This window comes from Terrabacter sp. GCM10028922 (genome assembly GCF_042666095.1).
Lineage (GTDB): Bacteria > Actinomycetota > Actinomycetes > Actinomycetales > Dermatophilaceae > Terrabacter.
The window spans coordinates 92,158-107,642 of sequence record NZ_JBHTFG010000010.1 but is presented as its reverse complement, the minus strand read 5'-3'; the positions used below and the strand labels follow the sequence as shown (position 1 = coordinate 107,642).

Here is a 15,485-nt window from a genome sequence, read left to right as displayed (position 1 = left end):
CCCGATCGACGTCTGATCCGCACCGATGATCCGAACCGATGCACGACCACCCGTTTTCCAACGAAGGAGCACGTCCATGGCAACCCGCACCGTCACCATCGCCTCCTCGGTGGGCCTGCACGCCCGCCCGGCCGCCCTCTTCGTCGAGGCCGCGAGCAGCTCCGGCCTCGACGTGGAGATCGCCAAGCCGGGGGAGGACCCTGTCGATGCGACGAGCATCCTCGGCGTCATGGCCCTCGGGGCCAAGTTCGGCGAGGAGGTCGTCCTGTCGGCCGACGGCAACGGCGCCGACGAGACGCTCGACGCGCTCGTCGCTCTCCTCTCGCGCGACCTCGACGCGGAGTAACGAGCATGGCCGAGTCTCAACCCACGTCGGAGACCAGGCAGGGCATCGGCGTCAGCCCGGGCACGGCATACGGGCCGGTGGTGCAGGTCGCGCCACCGGTCCGGCCGCCGGCCGGTGAGCCGGCGGTCGACGACCAGGAGGCGGCGCTCGCCGACGTGCGCGCGGCCTTCGAGTCGGTGGCCGTCTCGCTCGAGGAGCGGGCGACCCGGGTCGAGGACACGGCCCAGCAGATCCTCAAGGCCACGGCCCTCATCGCGCGCGACAAGGGCCTCGTCAAGGCCGCCGGCAAGGAGCTCGCCGCCGGGCACGGCCGGGCCAACTCGATCGCCAACGCCATCGAGACGTATGCCGTCCAGTTCGAGTCGCTCGGAGGATACTTCGCCGAGCGGGTCGCCGATCTTCGAGACGTCGGGTCACGCGCCGTGGCAGCGGTTCTCGGGGTTCCGGCGCCGGGTGTGCCGGCGTTCTCGGAGCCGAGCGTCATCGTGGCCGAGGACCTCGCGCCCGCCGAGACGGCGACCCTCGACAGGTCGCTCGTCGTCGGCATCATCACCGAGGCCGGTGGCCGGACGAGCCACACGGCGATCCTCGCCGCGCAGATGGGGATCCCTGCCGTCGTCCAGCTGGCGGGCGCGACCGAGATCCCGGCCGGTACGCCGGTCGCGATCGATGGCGACTCGGGCGAGGTGACCGTCGCCCCCGACATGGCGCTCGTCACCGCGCAGCGCGAGCGCGCCGCCCGGCGGGCCGAGGCGCTGGCCGCCCTGTCGGGTCCGGGCCTCACGGCCGACGGCCAGCCCGTCGCCCTGCTCGCCAACATCGGCGGCGTCGAGGACGCCGTCGCGGCCGGGGCCCTGGACCTCGAGGGGGTCGGGCTCTTCCGCACCGAGTTCGTCTACCTGTCGGCGACGAAGGCCCCGACCGTCGAGGAGCAGACCGAGATCTACCGGGGCGTCTTCGCGCCGTTCGAGGGTCGACGCGTCGTCGTGCGCACGCTCGACGCCGGCGCCGACAAGCCGCTCAAGTTCGCCGACCTCGGACCGGAGGAGAACCCCGCCCTCGGGCGTCGCGGTCTGCGGCTCTCCGCCGAGCGGCCCGACCTGCTCGACGCCCAGCTCGAGGCGCTCGCGATCGCCGCGCGCGAGACCGGCGCCGACGTGCGCGTCATGGCGCCGATGGTCGCGACCGCCGAGGAGGCGGCGTGGTTCGCGCGGCGCGTGCGCGAGAACGGGTTGCCCAAGGCGGGCGTCATGATCGAGGTGCCGGGTGCCGCGTTACGGGCTCGTCATGTGCTCGCCGAGGTCGACTTCGGCTCGCTCGGCACCAACGACCTCGCGCAGTACACGATGGCGGCCGACCGCATGCAGGGCGCGCTGTCCGACCTGCTCGACCCCTGGCAGCCGGCCGTCCTCGATGTCGTCGGCGCGGCCTGCGAGGGGGCGACGTCGGTCGAGCGGCCCATCGGGGTCTGCGGTGAGTCGGCGGGCGACCCGCTCCTGGCGCTCGTCCTCGTCGGGCTCGGCGTGACGAGCCTGTCGATGGCGCCGAGCAAGGTGCCCGTCGTGCGGCTCGCCCTGTCGCTCCACTCCGTGGCCGAGTGCCGCGCGCTCGCCGAGGCCGCCCGCGCTGCGCGGACCGCGGGCGACGCGCTGCACGCCGTGCGGGAGTCCGCGCGGGCCGAGCTCATCGACCTGCTGTAAAACGGAGACCTCTCAGGGCAGAGTGGGTAGGGGCCGAATGTCCCCGACATGGAGGTGACCATGAACCTCGAGATGTTCCACGGCCTCGCGGACACCACCGGACCGTACGCGAGCGTCACCATCGACGTGACCAAGACCGACCCCGCCAACGCCGACCACATCGAGTCGCGGTGGCGCGACATCGAGCGTCGGCTGCGTCAGGAGGGTGCGCCGGACAGCGTGCTCGACAGCCTGCACGACGCCGCGCTGGAGCCCACCGGCAAGGGAGGCGAACGCGGGCGCCTGCTCGTCGCCACGACGGACGGCGTGGTCGCGAGCCAGGACCTCCCACGACGCCCCGAGCAGGACGCCACGTGGGGGCCGATCCCCTCGCTGGTGCCTGCGGTGCGGGCACTCGCGGGCTCTCTGCCGCACGTGCTCGTCCGGCTCGACCGGACCGGTGCCGACATCGAGGTGCGTGGTGGTCTTGCGGGCCTCGAACACGAGACGCACGAGGTGCAGGGCGACCACGACGAGCTGCATCAGGTGCAGACGGGAGGCATGGCGCAGCGCCGCTTCCAGGCCCGGGTCGAGGACTCCTGGGAGCACAACGCCGCCGCGGTGGCCGACGAGCTCGACCGCGTCGTGCGCACCCATCGCCCCACCACGGTCATCCTCATGGGTGACGAGCACGCCATGAGCTTCCTCGAACGGCACGCGAGTGACGAGCTGCGTGCCCTCCTCGTCCGCAGCGCCACCGGCGGGCGCGCCGCGGGAACGTCCGAGGTGGCCGTCCGCGACACGACCGCCACGGTGCTCGCTCGGGCCCGCGCCGAGGCCGAGGCCGAGGTCGTCGAGCGGTTCAACGAGCAGACGGGACGCGCGCAGGCCGCGAGCGACGGTCTCGGTCCCGTCGTCGAGGTGCTGCAGCGCGCCCAGGTCGAGCAGCTGCTCCTCGTCGAGGGCCGCGTGCACGACGAGGAGCTCTGGGTCGGTGAGGGACGCCTGCAGCTCGGCCTCACGCGCGAGGACGCCCAGCTCGCGGGTGCGGCGGAGCCCCAGCGGGCTCCCGCGGACGCTGCCCTCGTGTGGGCGGCCGTGTGCTCGCGCGCCGGAGTGACGCTTCTCGACCCCGGGCAGGTCAGCCCGGCCGACGGCGTCGGGGCGCTGCTGCGGTGGTCCGACGAGTCGACGCCACGCTCACGCATCCCGAGCATGCCGGGACACGGAGGTCAGTGACCGTCGGCACTCAGGGTGGCTCGGCGAGCCCTTCGATGATGACGACCTCGGTCGGCGTCTCGACGACCCGGCCCATCCGGAGCCCCGCACCGGCGAAGAGGACGGCGAACTCGTCCACAGTCCGCTCCCGCCCGCCCGGCATCACGAGCATGTTGAGGTCGGACACCGCGGCCTCGAGCTCGTGACCCGGGCGGTCGAGCAGCGACTCGACGACGAGGACGACCCCGCCGGGGTTCAGGGACTTCCGGCACGTCGTCAGGATCGCGATGCAGCGCTCGTCGGACCAGTCGTGCAGCACCTTCTTCAGCAGGTGGGCGTCTGCCGCTGGGACGGACTCGAAGAAGCTCCCGCTGACAGCCGACCACCGTGAGACGACCGACGCCGGAGCTGCCGCGGACGGTGCCGTCGGCGTCGCCTGGAGCAGGTCGAACACCGTACCCGTGAGGTGCTCATGACGGGCGAGGACGGACTCGAGCAGGATCCCGTGCCCACCTCCCACGTCGACGACGGTCGACAGCGCGGCGAAGTCGTAGGCCGCCGCCACGGCGTCCCCCATCCGCGAGGTCAGCGCGGTCATGTTGGCGTTGAAGACCGCGTTGGCCTCCGGATGCTCGGCCCGGTACGCCCACACGTCGATCCCGTGGAGCGCCTCGAACGTGTTCTCGCCGGTGCGGACGCTGTGCACGAGGTGTCCCCAAGCCGCCCACGTCGCAGGGTCTTGGAAGGTTCGCGCCAACGGCCGCAGCGACCCGGGCACGTCTGACCTCAGACCCTCGCCGAGGGCGGTGTTGGCGTATCGGCCGGTCACGTCCTCACTGTAGACACCGAGTGCCATCAGGACCCGCATGAGCCGGCGAAGGGTGTCCTCGTCGGCGCCCACCGCCGCCGCGAGCTGCCCGGGCTCTCGCGGCCCGGCAGCAAGCTCGTCGCTGATCCCGAGCTCCGCGGCGGCGCTGACGGCCGCTGACACGCGCAGGCCGGTGATCATCGAGCGCAGGTCGGCCGAGGCGTCCATCCGGTCATCCTCCTCCGGTCAGTGACCGTCGGCGCGCGCCTCTGACTCGGCGAACGTCTTGAAGGCCTCCATGAACGACCGGCTCTGCTTGGGGAAGCTCTTCCCGATGAGGAGCCCGACGACCTTCATGAGACCGCTGAACCGGAACTCGTTGTGCGCGACCCAGCGCGTGGCGTCTGGTCCGGACTCGTGGAACTCGTTGCGCGTGATGTTGTGGACGCCCTTCGCGTCGTAGGTGGCCTCGAACGCGTACGGCAGGTCGCGCCTCGTCACCGTCTCGACCATCTCAGCCGGGCCACGACCCCGACGGAAGGACAGCCTCGACTGCGCGCCGGGGTGGCCGGGTGTGCCGTGGATGGGCTCGAGGGAGATGAGTCCCTCCATCCACTTCGGCAGGTTGGCGGGGTCGTCGAAGAGCTCGATGAACCGTGCCCGCGGCACGCTGACGACGATCTCCTGGGTGTACTCCATGCCTGAACGCTACTGCTGCCCATGGCGGCGACGCGGTGACTCGACCGTGCGCCAATGAATACGTGGTCGCCGGGCTTTGCGGTGACCTTGACGAGCGGTGAGCCCAGCAACCACGCTCGGAACGGCGGGGGCCGGGGAAGGGAGGACACCCGTGCGCGAGCTGCTGTCCGGGACGGTGTCGATGCTGTTCTCCGACATCGAGGGATCGACCGTGCTGTTGAGCCGCCTGGGGCGCAGGTACACCGATGCGCTGGACGCCCACCGCGCGGTGCTGCGTTCGGCCTGGGCGGCTCACGAAGGCACCGAGATGGGCACCGAGGGGGACAGCTTCTTCGTGGTGTTCCCGACCGCGGAAGGCGCAGTCCAGGCGGCGGTCCAGGCTCAGCGAGGGCTGGAGAGCCACGTGTGGCCCGGGGACGAGCGGGTGCGAGTGCGCATCGGCATCCACACCGGGACGCCGCAGGTCCACGAAGACGACTACGTCGGGATGGACGTGCACCGAGCCGCTCGGATCGCCGCGTGCGCTCACGGAGGGCAGGTCGTCCTGTCCGCGGTGTCTGCCGAGCTCGCTCGCGACGAGCTGCCCCAGGACGTCGGGCTGAAGGACCTCGGCAGCCACCATCTCAAGGACATCCCCGAGCCGGAGCGACTGTTCCAGCTCACCGTCGAGGGCCTGCAGAACGACTTCCCGGCGCTCAAGACGCTCGGGGCCTCGTCCAGCCTCCCGCTCCCGACCACGCACCTGGTCGGGCGTGAACCGGCCGTCGCAGAGCTGGTCGAGCTGGTCGCATCACCCGACGTCCGGTTGCTCACGCTCACCGGACCCGGAGGTTCGGGCAAGACCCGGCTGGCGATCGAGGTGGCCAGGAACCTCGTGACGACCTTTCCCGACGGCGTCTTCTTCCTGCCGCTCGCCTCCGTCACCACCGCGGACGTCATGTGGACCACGATCGCCGACGTGCTCGACCTGCCGCGGAGCAGCCGTATGCCGCCGCGGCTGCTCGAGCAGGTGGCCCACCGTGCGGCCCTCTTCGTCCTGGACAACCTCGAGCAGCTCGACGGCGCTGATGATGTCGTCACGGAGCTCCTGAGGGCCGCGCCGCGCGCCGCTGTCGTGGCGAGTACACGTCGCCCGCTGGGGGTCCCTGGGGAGCAGCTGTACCCGGTCCGGCCGCTGGCGCTCCCGACCGACTCGACCCTCGCGACGGCCGAGGGCTCCCCGGCGGTGCAGCTGTTCCTCCAGCATGCCCGCAGCGTGCGCCCCGACTTCCACCTGACGGCCGAGAACGTCGCAGCCGTGGTCGCCATCTGCCGTCGCCTCGACGGGCTGCCACTGGCCGTCGAGCTGTGCGCGGCGCGGATCCGGCTGCTCGGTCCGCAGGCTCTCCTGCGCCGGATCGACACGAGTCTCGACGTTGCCTCGATGAGCAGGCATGGCCCGCCCCGGCACCGCACGCTGCGCGACACCCTCGCGTGGTCCTACAACCTGCTCCCCGATGGCCAGCAGGCGTTCTTCCGTCGCCTGGGGGTCTTTGCCGGTGGTGCAGACCTGGAAGCGGTGGCGGCGGTCGCAAACCGCGCCCCATCGGGCGACCGGAGCGCTGTTCCACTCGACCTCGTTGCCGACCTGGTCGACGCCAGTCTGGTCCTCGTGTCAGAGACGCCCGACGGGGAACCGCGCATCGCGCTGCTGGAGACGATCCGCTCCTTTGCCCGCGAGGAGCTGCGCGCGGCGGGCGAGCTCGACGAGGCACGCTCCGAACACGCCGTCCACTACCTCGAGGTCGCCGAACGACTGAAGGTGACGCGCGACTCCGATCACCTGCTCGCCCTGAGCCAGGCGGAGATCGAGCTCGACAACTTCCGAGAGGCCCTCGCCTGGGCCATGCGCCAAGGGAGGGCGACAGAGGGGGCCGCACGGGACAACACCACGATCGCCATCCGGCTGTCGTCCTCGCTCGGATGGCTCTGGTACACAGGCGGATACGTCGTCGAAGGATGTCGCTGGCTCGAGGCGGCCCTCGAACAGGCGGGAAGTGCGCCATCGGCGCAGCTCGCCGACTGCCTGGGGACCTATGCCAACCTGCTGATCGCTCGAGGACAGGCAGAGCGCGCCTGTGAGTACGCCACGCAGAGCCTGGACGTGGCGCGCACGGTCACCGACGAGGAGCGGGAGGCGTTCGCCATGGGCGTTCTGGGGACCGCGCAGATGCACCGAGGGGACGTCGAGTCCGCGCGTCAGACCTTCGAGAGCTCCCTCGCGCTGCACCGCAGGATCGGCAACCGGTCCAGGCTCACACGGGCTCTGGGCAACCTCGCCGGAGTCGAGGAGGAGCTCGGCCACTACCAGCGCGCCGAGGAGCTGACCCTCGAGGCGCTCGAGATCGTCCGAGCCGACGGCGACCTGCACGAGGCGGCGGTCCAGGGCCAGAACCTCGCCAACCTGCTGGCGGTCAGCGGACGCGCTGATGAAGCGAGCCGGCTCGCCCAGTCGCTCATCGGGCAGGTCCTGCAGCTGCGCAGCCCGAACCTGACCATGGCGTTCGCCAACACGTACATGAACATCCTCATCCGGCTCGGTGACCCCGTACGTGCCGCGCACCTGCTCGGCGCCGAGGAGGCCATGCGGGACCGCCTGTCGCTCCCGAACCCCTATCAGGAGGAAGAGCAGGCCGAGGCCTGGGCCGCGGTGGAGGGCCAGATCTCAGCCGAGGACTGGGAGCGCGAGATCCAGACCGGGCGTCAAGCCCCGGTGGAGGACCTGCTCGTGGCACTCAGCGACGGCTGACTCCCTTCCGGTTCCGGGCGTCCTCACCGTTTCCGGCACGCGGGCAGCGCCGGAGGGGCGACGATGGGTGCGAGGGGTGACCTCGACCGTGAGGAGCGACACATGGACGTGCCCGTCGAACCGCGCAGCAGGGTGAACTACTTCCACGGGCGCGTCCTGACCGCAGACGACCTCAGGCGCGACCAGGAGCAGTTCCGGGCACGCCAGTGGTTGCACAACCGGATGCTCCACGGTTACGGCGTCGCCGCAGGCCTGGATGTGACGGTCGTCGACGACGAGGTGCACGTGTCGCCGGGCCTCGCCATCGACGGGCTGGGCCGCGAGATCGTCCTCACCGACCTTTACACCGTCGACGGCAGCTGGGTCGTGCCCGAGAGCCACGGCCGCGTCCAGCTCGTGGTCACGTGGGCGGAGGAACCGGTGGACGAGGTGCTCGGCCCCGATGGGCCAGAGCCGAGTCGCTTCGTCGAGCGCCCTCGTGTCCTGCTGACCGAGCACCGGGTCGGTGAGCCCCCGGTGGATGCCGTGCTGCTGGCTCGCGTCCACCGCAACGGGCACGAGCTCGTCGTCGACCCGTCGGTGCGCCGCCACGTGTACCAGCACGTGCACCGCGCCGGCTGACGCGCGCCCTAGCGCCCCGCAGACAGGACGTCGGCCAGGTCGTAGCTGACCGGCTCCTCGAGCTGGTCGAAGGTGCACGACTCGGGCGTGCGGTCGTCGCGCCACCGCACGAACTGCGCCGTGTGCCGGAAGCGCGTGCCCTCCATGTGGTCGTAGCGCACCTCGACGACGCGCTCGGGGCGAAGCGGGACGAACGAGAGGTCCTTCTGGTTGTTCCAGCGGGAGAACTCCGAGGACCGTGGTGTCCGCACACCGTCGTCGGGCTTCGCCCAGTTCCACGGGTGCTCGTCCCACTCGGCGACGAGCGGCTGCAGCTCCTCGAAGAGCTCCTGGCGCCGTGCCATCGGGAACGCGCCGATGACGCCGATCGACGCGAGCTGCCCGTCGTCGCCGTACAGCCCGAGCAGGAGCGACCCGATCGCGTCGGGTCCGCTCTTGTGCACGCGGTAGCCGGCGACGACGCAGTCGGCAGTGCGCTCGTGCTTGATCTTGAACATGAGCCGCTTGTCCGGCTCGTACGCGACGTCGACCGGTTTCGCGATGACGCCGTCGAGCCCGGCCCCCTCGAACTGCGTGAACCAGCCCTTCGCGACGTCGCGGTCGGCGGTCGCGGCAGTCAGATGGACCGGCGCGGACGCCTTGGCGAGAGCCTTCTCGAGCGCCGCACGACGCTCCGAGAACGGGCGTCCCATGTAGTCCTCGCCGTCCAGCGACAGGAGGTCGAAAGCGACGAACGACGCCGGCGTCTCGGCCGCGAGCTTCTTGACCCGTGACGCGGCCGGATGGATCCGCTGCTGGAGCAGGTCGAAGTCGAGCCGGTCGCCGGACCCGGGGGAGATGAGCACGATCTCGCCGTCGACGACGCACCTCTGGGGGAAGTTCGCGAGCACGGCCTCGACGACGTCGGGGAAGTAGCGGGTCATCGGCTTCTCGTTGCGCGACCCGATCTCGACGAGGTCGCCCGACCGGAAGATGATCGACCGGAACCCGTCCCACTTCGGCTCGTACACCACGTCGACCTTGACCGCGCTGAAGTCCTTGACCGGCTTCGCGAGCATCGGCGCGACGGGAGGCACGACGGGCCCCCACACGTCGCGCAGGTCGGCGTCACGCTCGGCCTTGGGCGCCATGTACTCCTCGTCGGACTTGTCCTGGCGGCGCTTGCTCGGCTGCACGCGCGGCGGCTCACCCGGCATCTTCGGGTAGTCGGGCGGGAAGTTCAGCTCACCGAGCCCTCGTTCGTTGACGTCCTTGTCCCAGAGGGCGATTGCCGCGGCGACATCGCCGACAGCATCATCGATCCCCGCCCAGGCATCGCCGCGCGACGCGACGAGCCCCGGGACGGTGCGGACCGTCAGCTCCTTCGGGTCGACCGACCCGAGCTCGTCCCACGTCACCGGCGTCGAGACCGGCGCACCGGGCAGCGGCCGAGGGGAGTACGCCGAGGCGATGGTCCGGTCGCGGCACGCCTGGTTGAAGTCGACGAAGATCCGCTCGCCGCGTTCCTCCTTCCACCACGACGTCGTCACGAGGTCGGGCAGCCGCCGCTCGAGCTCGCGGGCGATGCCGATGACGCCGTGCCGCACGTCGAGGAACTCGTACGTGGGGGCGACGCGCGCGTACACGTGGACGCCACGGTTGCCGGACGTCTTGGCCCAGGCGGTCAGCCCGATCTCCTTCATGACCTCCCTCAGGGCGTGGGCGGCCTCGACCGCGTCGGCGAACCCGCGGCCGGGCTGGGGGTCGAGGTCGATCCGCAGCTCGTCGGGGTTGTTGACATCGGCCGTGCGCACCGGCCACGGGTGGAAGGTGATGGTGTTCATCTGCGCCGCCCACACGGCGCTCGCGATCTCGTCGATGACGAGCTGCGGGTGCTTGCGCCCCGACGGATACGTGCACATCACCGTGCGCGTCCAGTCGGGCACGCCCTTCGGCGGGTTCTTCGAGAAGAACTCCTCACCCTCGATGCCCTCCGGGAAGCGCTGGAGCGTCACGGGCCGGTCGCCGAGGGCGCGCAGCATCGGGTCGGCAACGGCGACGAGGTACTCGGCCAGGTCGAGCTTCGTCACGGGCTTGCCGTCGGCCATGCCGGCCGCCGGCCACAGCACGCGGTCGGGGCTCGAGACGCGCACCTCCCGCACCCCGGACGGACCTGGCGCTTCGACGACGGCGGGCTTGGCGCTCACCCGCCGATCGTAGCCACGCACCACGACATCCCCGGCGAACCCGCACCGAACGGCTGCGCCACCTGATGACCCAGTGCACGGTCGACCGCTCCCTCCCGATCCACGCCCGCGCGGGCAGCAGCACTGGTTTCATTGGGGACATGCGGCCCGTTGGAGCCGACACGGGAGTCCCCCCGGCCGGCATCGTGGTCCGGGGAGGCTCGATGACGCTCGCCGGAGACGCGGTCCGCCGTCTCCTGCCCGCCCCGCACGGCAGGGCGGTCGTCCTCGTGCGCCTCTCGCCGCCCACGCCCGTCTCCGCCGCCGTGGTCGACGTCGTCGTCGACGCCCTCGTCGAGGCGGGCTGCGAGGTCACGCTCGGCACCATGCTCACCAGCCGGGAGCGCGACCGCGGCCACCGCTCCGTCGGCGCCCTCGCGCACGCCGCGGGCCTCACCGGCCACACCACCCGTGGGCGGCCGTATGCCGTCGTCGACCTCGCCGACGACCTCGTCCCCTCACCCCTCCCGCCCACGAGTGCCCTCGCCGAGCACGTCGTGTCGCGCGCCTGGCTCGACGCCGACACGCGCGTCGTCATCGGACGCGCGGTCACGGACCTGACGGACACGTATGCCGGGTGCCTCGACACGCTGCTGCGCGTCGTCCCAGAGGTGGCCGGCTGCGAACCGGCCGACATCGCCGTCGACGTGCTCCGCCACCTGGCGCCCCAGCTCGCCGTCGTGGACGCAGTGAAGGCCAGCGTCGGCGCCGACGGTAACCGCCTTCTCGACCCGCGCGACACGAACACCGTTGTGGTCACAACGGATCCGCTCCTGGCCGACATCGCCCTGGCCTCGCTGCTCGGCGTCGACTGCTCCACGTCCCGGCTCGTCGCGCGCGCCACGGCAGCACGCGGCGAGCCGCTCGGCCTCGACGGTGGTGTGGTCGAGGGTGACCTCCGACCCTTCGACGGCATCGCCCGACCCCACCCGGTCGCGACCCGGGCGGCGCAGCGCCTCGGCCGGGACCCGCGTCTCGCGCGTGTGCTGAGTGCAGGCACCGGCGGCCCCGACGCCGGCACGGCACCGGCGGATCCGGTCCTTGCCGGGCTCCGCCCTCTCCTCACGGAGGCCGTGCGGGCGGCGAGCGACCCGATCGGCCAGGCCGCCCTCGTCGGGCTCCTCGGCGTCGCCGGTGCCCTGACCGACGGTGGGCAGGCTTGGGCGGCAACGATGGACAAGGCGAAGGTCGACCGACGTACCGTCCCGCTGGGCTTCGAGCCTGCCGACCATCCCGACGAGGACTACGACGACCTGCCGCGCCTGCTCGCCGTCCTCGACGCCGCCGTCGACGCCCTACCCCGTCCTGACGACCGGGACGGGCTGCGCTGGTGCCTCCTCGACGGGGCCACCGTCTTCGAGGTGAGCCGCGTCGTGGCGGCGGACTTCGACGCGTGGGTGGAGCGCGTCGACGTAGCCGCCGGTATCAGCCTCATGGCCGACTACGTCGGCGGACGACGGGTGGTCGTGGGTGAGGATGGATCCGGCAGGTTGCGCCAGGCGGAGCGCAACCTCTACCTCCCGCAGCCCAACTACGTCGCGGCCTGGGGTGGCGAGCCCATCGACGTCTGCAAGATCGAGCTCGTCGAGCGCGGTCCCGACCGCCACCGGCTGCTGTGGCGCACCGTCCGGAGCCCGAACGGCTCCGCCGTCCACGACGACGGCACCCTCACCTTCGAGCGCACCGACACGGCTGACGCGGCGGGTGGCACCGTGGTGACGATCCGAGGGCGCCAGCTCTTCACGCTGCCGCTCGTTCTCGACGCAGTGGACCTGCCGTCACTGCCCGAGCTGCACGTGCCCCTGCTCGAGGAGGCGTACCGCCGGTTCTTCACCTCGACCTTCGACAACCTCGAGGCCTGCTTCGAGGGACGCGAGTTCCGCATCGGACGTCCGCCGCCCGATCCCGACGAGCCACTGCTGACCGAGTCGGTGCGGCTCGTCCTCGACGCCCTCGTCTCACGGCTCCGCGACGACGACCGCGAGCGCGCTTCTGCCGAACCCGCCCTCGACGCCCACGGCTTCCGCCACGTCAGGGGCCCGCGATGAGGGTCGCGGTCACGGGCGCGACGGGACTCGTCGGGCACCACGTCGTGGCCGCGGCGCTCGCTGCCGGGCACGACGTCGTGGCTGTGACGCGGCTCGGCCGCCGCCTGCCCGACCGCCTGCGTTCGCTCGGGCCGGTCGCGACCGTGGCTGCCGAGCTCACCGACCCGACCGCGCTCGCGCGGGCTCTCGACGGCGTCGACGCCGTCGTCCACACCGCCGCCGTCTACTCCTACCAGTCGGCCACGCGGGAGCTCACCGACGTCAACGTCACGGGCACCCGGAACGTCCTCGAGGCCGCAGCCGCCGCCGGCGCGACCCGCGCGGTCGTGACGAGCTCGGCCGTCACGTGCGGCTCGAGCCTGCAGCCACAGTCCCGCACGGAGAGCGACCACCTCGGATCGGAGCCCGCGCCGGCGTACTACACGAGCAAGGTGCTCCAGGAGCGCGAGGCCCTCGACGTCGCCGCGCGCACCGGCATCCACGTCGTGCTGGCCCTGCCGACGGTCGTGCTCGGCGGTCCCTTCGACCATCTCGGCCCCAGCAACGCCATCGTGCTGCGCTATCTCCTCGACCCGAGCCGAAGCACGTTTCCCGGGGGCTGCAACGTCGTCGACGCACGCGACGTGGGCGCCGGGCACGTGACCCTGCTCGAACGCGGCGAGCCCGGCGAGCGCTACCTCCTCGGCGGCGACGACCTCCCGTGGCGCACCCTGCACGGCCTCGTCGGCGAGCTCGCCGGCGTCGGCCAGCCGCTCGCCGAGGTCCCGGCCGGGGTCGCCTGGCTGGCCGCCGCGGCCGCGGAGGGGTGGGCGAGGGTCACCTCGACGACGCCGCTCTCCACGCGCGAGGAGGCGACCACCGTCGGGCGGCACTACTGGTACTCCTCCGGCCGTGCCCACGCCCTCGGGTATGCCGCCCGGCCCGCTCGGGAGACCGTCGCCTCGTCGCTGGCGTGGCTGGCGATCAGCCCGGACCTGCCGCGGGCCGTCCGGGAGGCGCTTCGGCTCGGTCCGGAGGTCCGGGCCGCGCGCCGCCTGCAACCGCGGCCGCTGGTGGACGAGGTCAGCCCTCGACCACGACCACGACGTCCAGCACGGTCTCGACCCCGCCCGTCACCTCGATGATGCCGGTGTAGCGCTCGCCCGGCCTGACGACCTCAGGGGCCAGGTGCACCTCGAGCTGCACGTCGTGCTCCGTCGCGGCCGGGATCGTCACGCCCTCGGGGTCGACCAGCAGGTCGAGGCTGACGTGGCGGCCCGTGTCCGGCTGCAACCGGCCCGGCGAGAGGAGCACGCGTCTGGCTCGGGCGTGGGTGTTGGAGAGGGTGATGGTCCCGGTGACCGTGTCGCCGGCGGCACCGCGCAGGGTGACCGAGGTGCGTTGTTCGCCGGTGTCGGCCCCCACGGTCACGTCGCGCTCGTCGTCGTCCGCGACGACGACGCCGAGGGCCGCGTCAGCGTCGGCGCCAGACGAGGGCTGCGCCGGTCGTGTCCGCGACGCAGCCTGCGTGTCATTGATGACCTTGGCCAGGCTCCGGCTGCCGATGGCGACGAGGTTGCCGGCCACGTCGAGTCCGAGAGCGCCGACCTCCTTCCAGTAGTGCGCTCCTTCACGGGCCACCGCCTCGACCCAGGCCCGCCCGGCCGCCGTCGCGTCGACATCGGGCGACAGGGTCGCCCGGCCGAGCTCGAGGGACTGTCGCGCGAAGCTCGCCTGGGCCGCCATCGCCTGGCGGGCCAGCTCGGTGATCCGGGCCAGCATCTCATCGCTGCCCGTGTCGCTGCTCGTGTCTTTGCTCGTGTCGTTGCTCTTGGTCATCAGTGCTCTCCTGCTTGGGGCTCGGGGCTGACGAGGTAGGAGTGGTGGAAGCCGAGCCGCGGGTCGGACCACTCCGAGAGGCTGCCGTCGATCTCGCCGAGCTCCGGCATGACGATGCGGTCACGCAGCTCGAGCGACGGGTAGTCGTAGACGCTGATGTGGTTCTGGCCGCGGTTCGCCGTGAAGAGCAGGGTCTGGTCGGCGGACAGCTGGGAGGCGTAGATCCCGTCGATGAGCGAGCCGCGGCTGACCCGGAACGACTCGGCGAAGAGGTTCGCGTTGGTGGCGAGGTTGGCCCGCATGAGGCTCTCGCCGACCGTCGTGAGGGACTGCCGCGGGTACGCCCACGTCTCGAGGCTGCCGGGGTGCTCGTCGATGATCCGGTGCCGGGTCATCGTCTCGAGGTCGACGAGGACGACGGTGTGGCTGCCCCCGGTGCAGAAGATCAGCTCGGTGTCCGAGATCGTCACGTCGGAGTTGATGTGCGCCGGCACGTCACGGTCGGCGACCCAGTGGCGCAGCACCTGGCCGTGCTCGGCGTCGATCTCGAACGCGTACTGCCGCAGCCACGCCATTCCCCAGTGGGCGTAGTCGGTCCGGTCGGCAGGGTGGACCCGGAAGGAGATCGCGTAGAAGACGTCGAGCACCGGGTGGCAGACGACGTGCCAGCACGTCGTGGGCAGCGTCACCGTGCGCACCTCGCCCGACAGCGTGTCGAGGATGCCCACCTCCCGGGCCTCACCGCGGACGGGGTGGTCCATGCCGCCGTAGACGATGTAGCGGCCCGAGGCCGTCTGCTTCATGGCGTGCGGCACCTTCAGCCCGTGGGGAGCGAGGACCTCGGCCTTGGTCAGGCGGTTGACGTCGAACGTCCACAGGTGCTCGCCGATCGCGGTGACGAACTGCGTGTCGTCGAGCCACACGACGTGGGTGCTGCCCTTGATCGTCGTGTCGGGCACCTCGAAGCGCAGCGTGGAGACCCGGTCGACCTCCTCGAGGGTGGCGAGGTCGTAGAAGAGCAGGTGCTGACCGGTGTTGCCCAGGAAACCGATCCGCCGGCTCGGGTCGACGCTCGGGGCATGTCCTCCGGAAGCACCGGTGAAGTACGTCGCCTTGTACGAGTGGTCGCCGGTCGCCGGGTCGTAGCGGAAGAGGCACACGCCGGCCCGGCCCTCGAGTCCGTTCAGGCCGTTCCCGTCGAGGGCGACGTGGAACGCGTAGGGATACTCACGCAT

At 71.7% G+C, this 15,485-nt stretch carries 12 protein-coding genes; 7 read left to right on the top strand and 5 right to left on the bottom strand.

The annotated features are described in order from the left end of the window. The first annotated feature begins 76 nt into the window (after positions 1 to 76). The 3 genes from ACFQU3_RS11230 to ACFQU3_RS11220 are packed head-to-tail and all read left to right on the top strand — an operon-like array spanning position 77 to position 3,264. Positions 77 to 346, top strand: coding sequence for an HPr family phosphocarrier protein (locus tag ACFQU3_RS11230; protein ID WP_385909731.1), 270 nt, complete (start codon positions 77 to 79; stop codon positions 344 to 346). Positions 347 to 351: 5 nt separating this feature from the next. Further along, positions 352 to 2,046, top strand: coding sequence for a phosphoenolpyruvate--protein phosphotransferase (ptsP, locus tag ACFQU3_RS11225; protein ID WP_385909729.1), 1,695 nt, complete (start codon positions 352 to 354; stop codon positions 2,044 to 2,046). Positions 2,047 to 2,094: 48 nt separating this feature from the next. Then, positions 2,095 to 3,264 carry a Vms1/Ankzf1 family peptidyl-tRNA hydrolase gene (locus ACFQU3_RS11220; protein ID WP_385909727.1) on the top strand — a complete coding sequence of 390 codons (1,170 nt, stop codon included), beginning with the start codon at positions 2,095 to 2,097 and terminating at the stop codon, positions 3,262 to 3,264. A gap of 10 nt (positions 3,265 to 3,274) precedes the next feature. Here ACFQU3_RS11220 and ACFQU3_RS11215 read toward each other — a convergent pair whose 3' ends face one another. After that, positions 3,275 to 4,279 (bottom strand): methyltransferase, encoded by a 1,005-nt coding sequence (locus ACFQU3_RS11215; RefSeq protein WP_385909725.1) that lies wholly within the window; start codon positions 4,277 to 4,279, stop codon positions 3,275 to 3,277. A gap of 18 nt (positions 4,280 to 4,297) precedes the next feature. Continuing rightward, the gene (locus ACFQU3_RS11210) at positions 4,298 to 4,750 is read right to left on the bottom strand and encodes an SRPBCC family protein (protein WP_385909723.1); all 453 of its coding nucleotides are present in this window, start codon (positions 4,748 to 4,750) and stop codon (positions 4,298 to 4,300) included. A 151-nt stretch (positions 4,751 to 4,901) separates the two neighbouring features. Between ACFQU3_RS11210 and ACFQU3_RS11205 the strand changes: the two genes are divergently transcribed. After that, positions 4,902 to 7,538 (top strand): ATP-binding protein, encoded by a 2,637-nt coding sequence (locus tag ACFQU3_RS11205; RefSeq protein ID WP_385909721.1) that lies wholly within the window; start codon positions 4,902 to 4,904, stop codon positions 7,536 to 7,538. 102 nt (positions 7,539 to 7,640) lie between these two features. After that, positions 7,641 to 8,159: a hypothetical protein gene (locus tag ACFQU3_RS11200; protein ID WP_385909719.1), complete on the top strand. Its 519-nt coding sequence runs from the start codon at positions 7,641 to 7,643 to the stop codon at positions 8,157 to 8,159. Between the two features lie 8 nt (positions 8,160 to 8,167). Here ACFQU3_RS11200 and ACFQU3_RS11195 read toward each other — a convergent pair whose 3' ends face one another. Continuing rightward, the gene (locus ACFQU3_RS11195; protein ID WP_385909717.1) at positions 8,168 to 10,345 is read right to left on the bottom strand and encodes an ATP-dependent DNA ligase; all 2,178 of its coding nucleotides are present in this window, start codon (positions 10,343 to 10,345) and stop codon (positions 8,168 to 8,170) included. 203 nt (positions 10,346 to 10,548) lie between these two features. On the opposite strand from ACFQU3_RS11195, the gene ACFQU3_RS11190 reads away from it, so the two are divergent. Both ACFQU3_RS11190 and ACFQU3_RS11185 read left to right on the top strand, forming a co-directional pair. After that, entirely contained in the window at positions 10,549 to 12,432 is a 1,884-nt protein-coding gene (locus tag ACFQU3_RS11190; RefSeq protein ID WP_385909715.1) for a DUF362 domain-containing protein, read from the top strand. Continuing rightward, the gene (locus tag ACFQU3_RS11185) at positions 12,429 to 13,556 is read left to right on the top strand and encodes an NAD-dependent epimerase/dehydratase family protein (protein ID WP_385909713.1); all 1,128 of its coding nucleotides are present in this window, start codon (positions 12,429 to 12,431) and stop codon (positions 13,554 to 13,556) included. The genes ACFQU3_RS11190 and ACFQU3_RS11185 overlap by 4 nt, the downstream gene beginning before the upstream one ends. On the opposite strand, the gene ACFQU3_RS11180 is transcribed toward ACFQU3_RS11185, so the two are convergent. Beyond that, the gene (locus ACFQU3_RS11180; RefSeq protein ID WP_385909712.1) at positions 13,495 to 14,250 is read right to left on the bottom strand and encodes a hypothetical protein; all 756 of its coding nucleotides are present in this window, start codon (positions 14,248 to 14,250) and stop codon (positions 13,495 to 13,497) included. The two genes, ACFQU3_RS11185 and ACFQU3_RS11180, sit on opposite strands and share 62 nt — an antisense overlap. Then, positions 14,250 to 15,485 carry a hypothetical protein gene (locus ACFQU3_RS11175; protein ID WP_385909710.1) on the bottom strand — a complete coding sequence of 412 codons (1,236 nt, stop codon included), beginning with the start codon at positions 15,483 to 15,485 and terminating at the stop codon, positions 14,250 to 14,252. The genes ACFQU3_RS11180 and ACFQU3_RS11175 overlap by 1 nt, the downstream gene beginning before the upstream one ends.

Bases quoted from the DNA above. Each gene is read 5' to 3' on its own strand.
- ACFQU3_RS11230 (WP_385909731.1), top strand. From the start codon at position 77: ATGGCAACCCGCACCGTCACCATCGCCTCCTCGGTGGGCCTGCACGCC.
- ptsP (WP_385909729.1), top strand. From the start codon at position 352: ATGGCCGAGTCTCAACCCACGTCGGAGACCAGGCAGGGCATCGGCGTC.
- ACFQU3_RS11220 (WP_385909727.1), top strand. From the start codon at position 2,095: ATGGAGGTGACCATGAACCTCGAGATGTTCCACGGCCTCGCGGACACC.
- ACFQU3_RS11215 (WP_385909725.1), bottom strand. From the start codon at position 4,279: ATGGACGCCTCGGCCGACCTGCGCTCGATGATCACCGGCCTGCGCGTG.
- ACFQU3_RS11210 (WP_385909723.1), bottom strand. From the start codon at position 4,750: ATGGAGTACACCCAGGAGATCGTCGTCAGCGTGCCGCGGGCACGGTTC.
- ACFQU3_RS11200 (WP_385909719.1), top strand. From the start codon at position 7,641: ATGGACGTGCCCGTCGAACCGCGCAGCAGGGTGAACTACTTCCACGGG.
- ACFQU3_RS11190 (WP_385909715.1), top strand. From the start codon at position 10,549: ATGACGCTCGCCGGAGACGCGGTCCGCCGTCTCCTGCCCGCCCCGCAC.
- ACFQU3_RS11185 (WP_385909713.1), top strand. From the start codon at position 12,429: ATGAGGGTCGCGGTCACGGGCGCGACGGGACTCGTCGGGCACCACGTC.
- ACFQU3_RS11180 (WP_385909712.1), bottom strand. From the start codon at position 14,250: ATGACCAAGAGCAACGACACGAGCAAAGACACGAGCAGCGACACGGGC.
- ACFQU3_RS11175 (WP_385909710.1), bottom strand. From the start codon at position 15,485: ATGCGTGAGTATCCCTACGCGTTCCACGTCGCCCTCGACGGGAACGGC.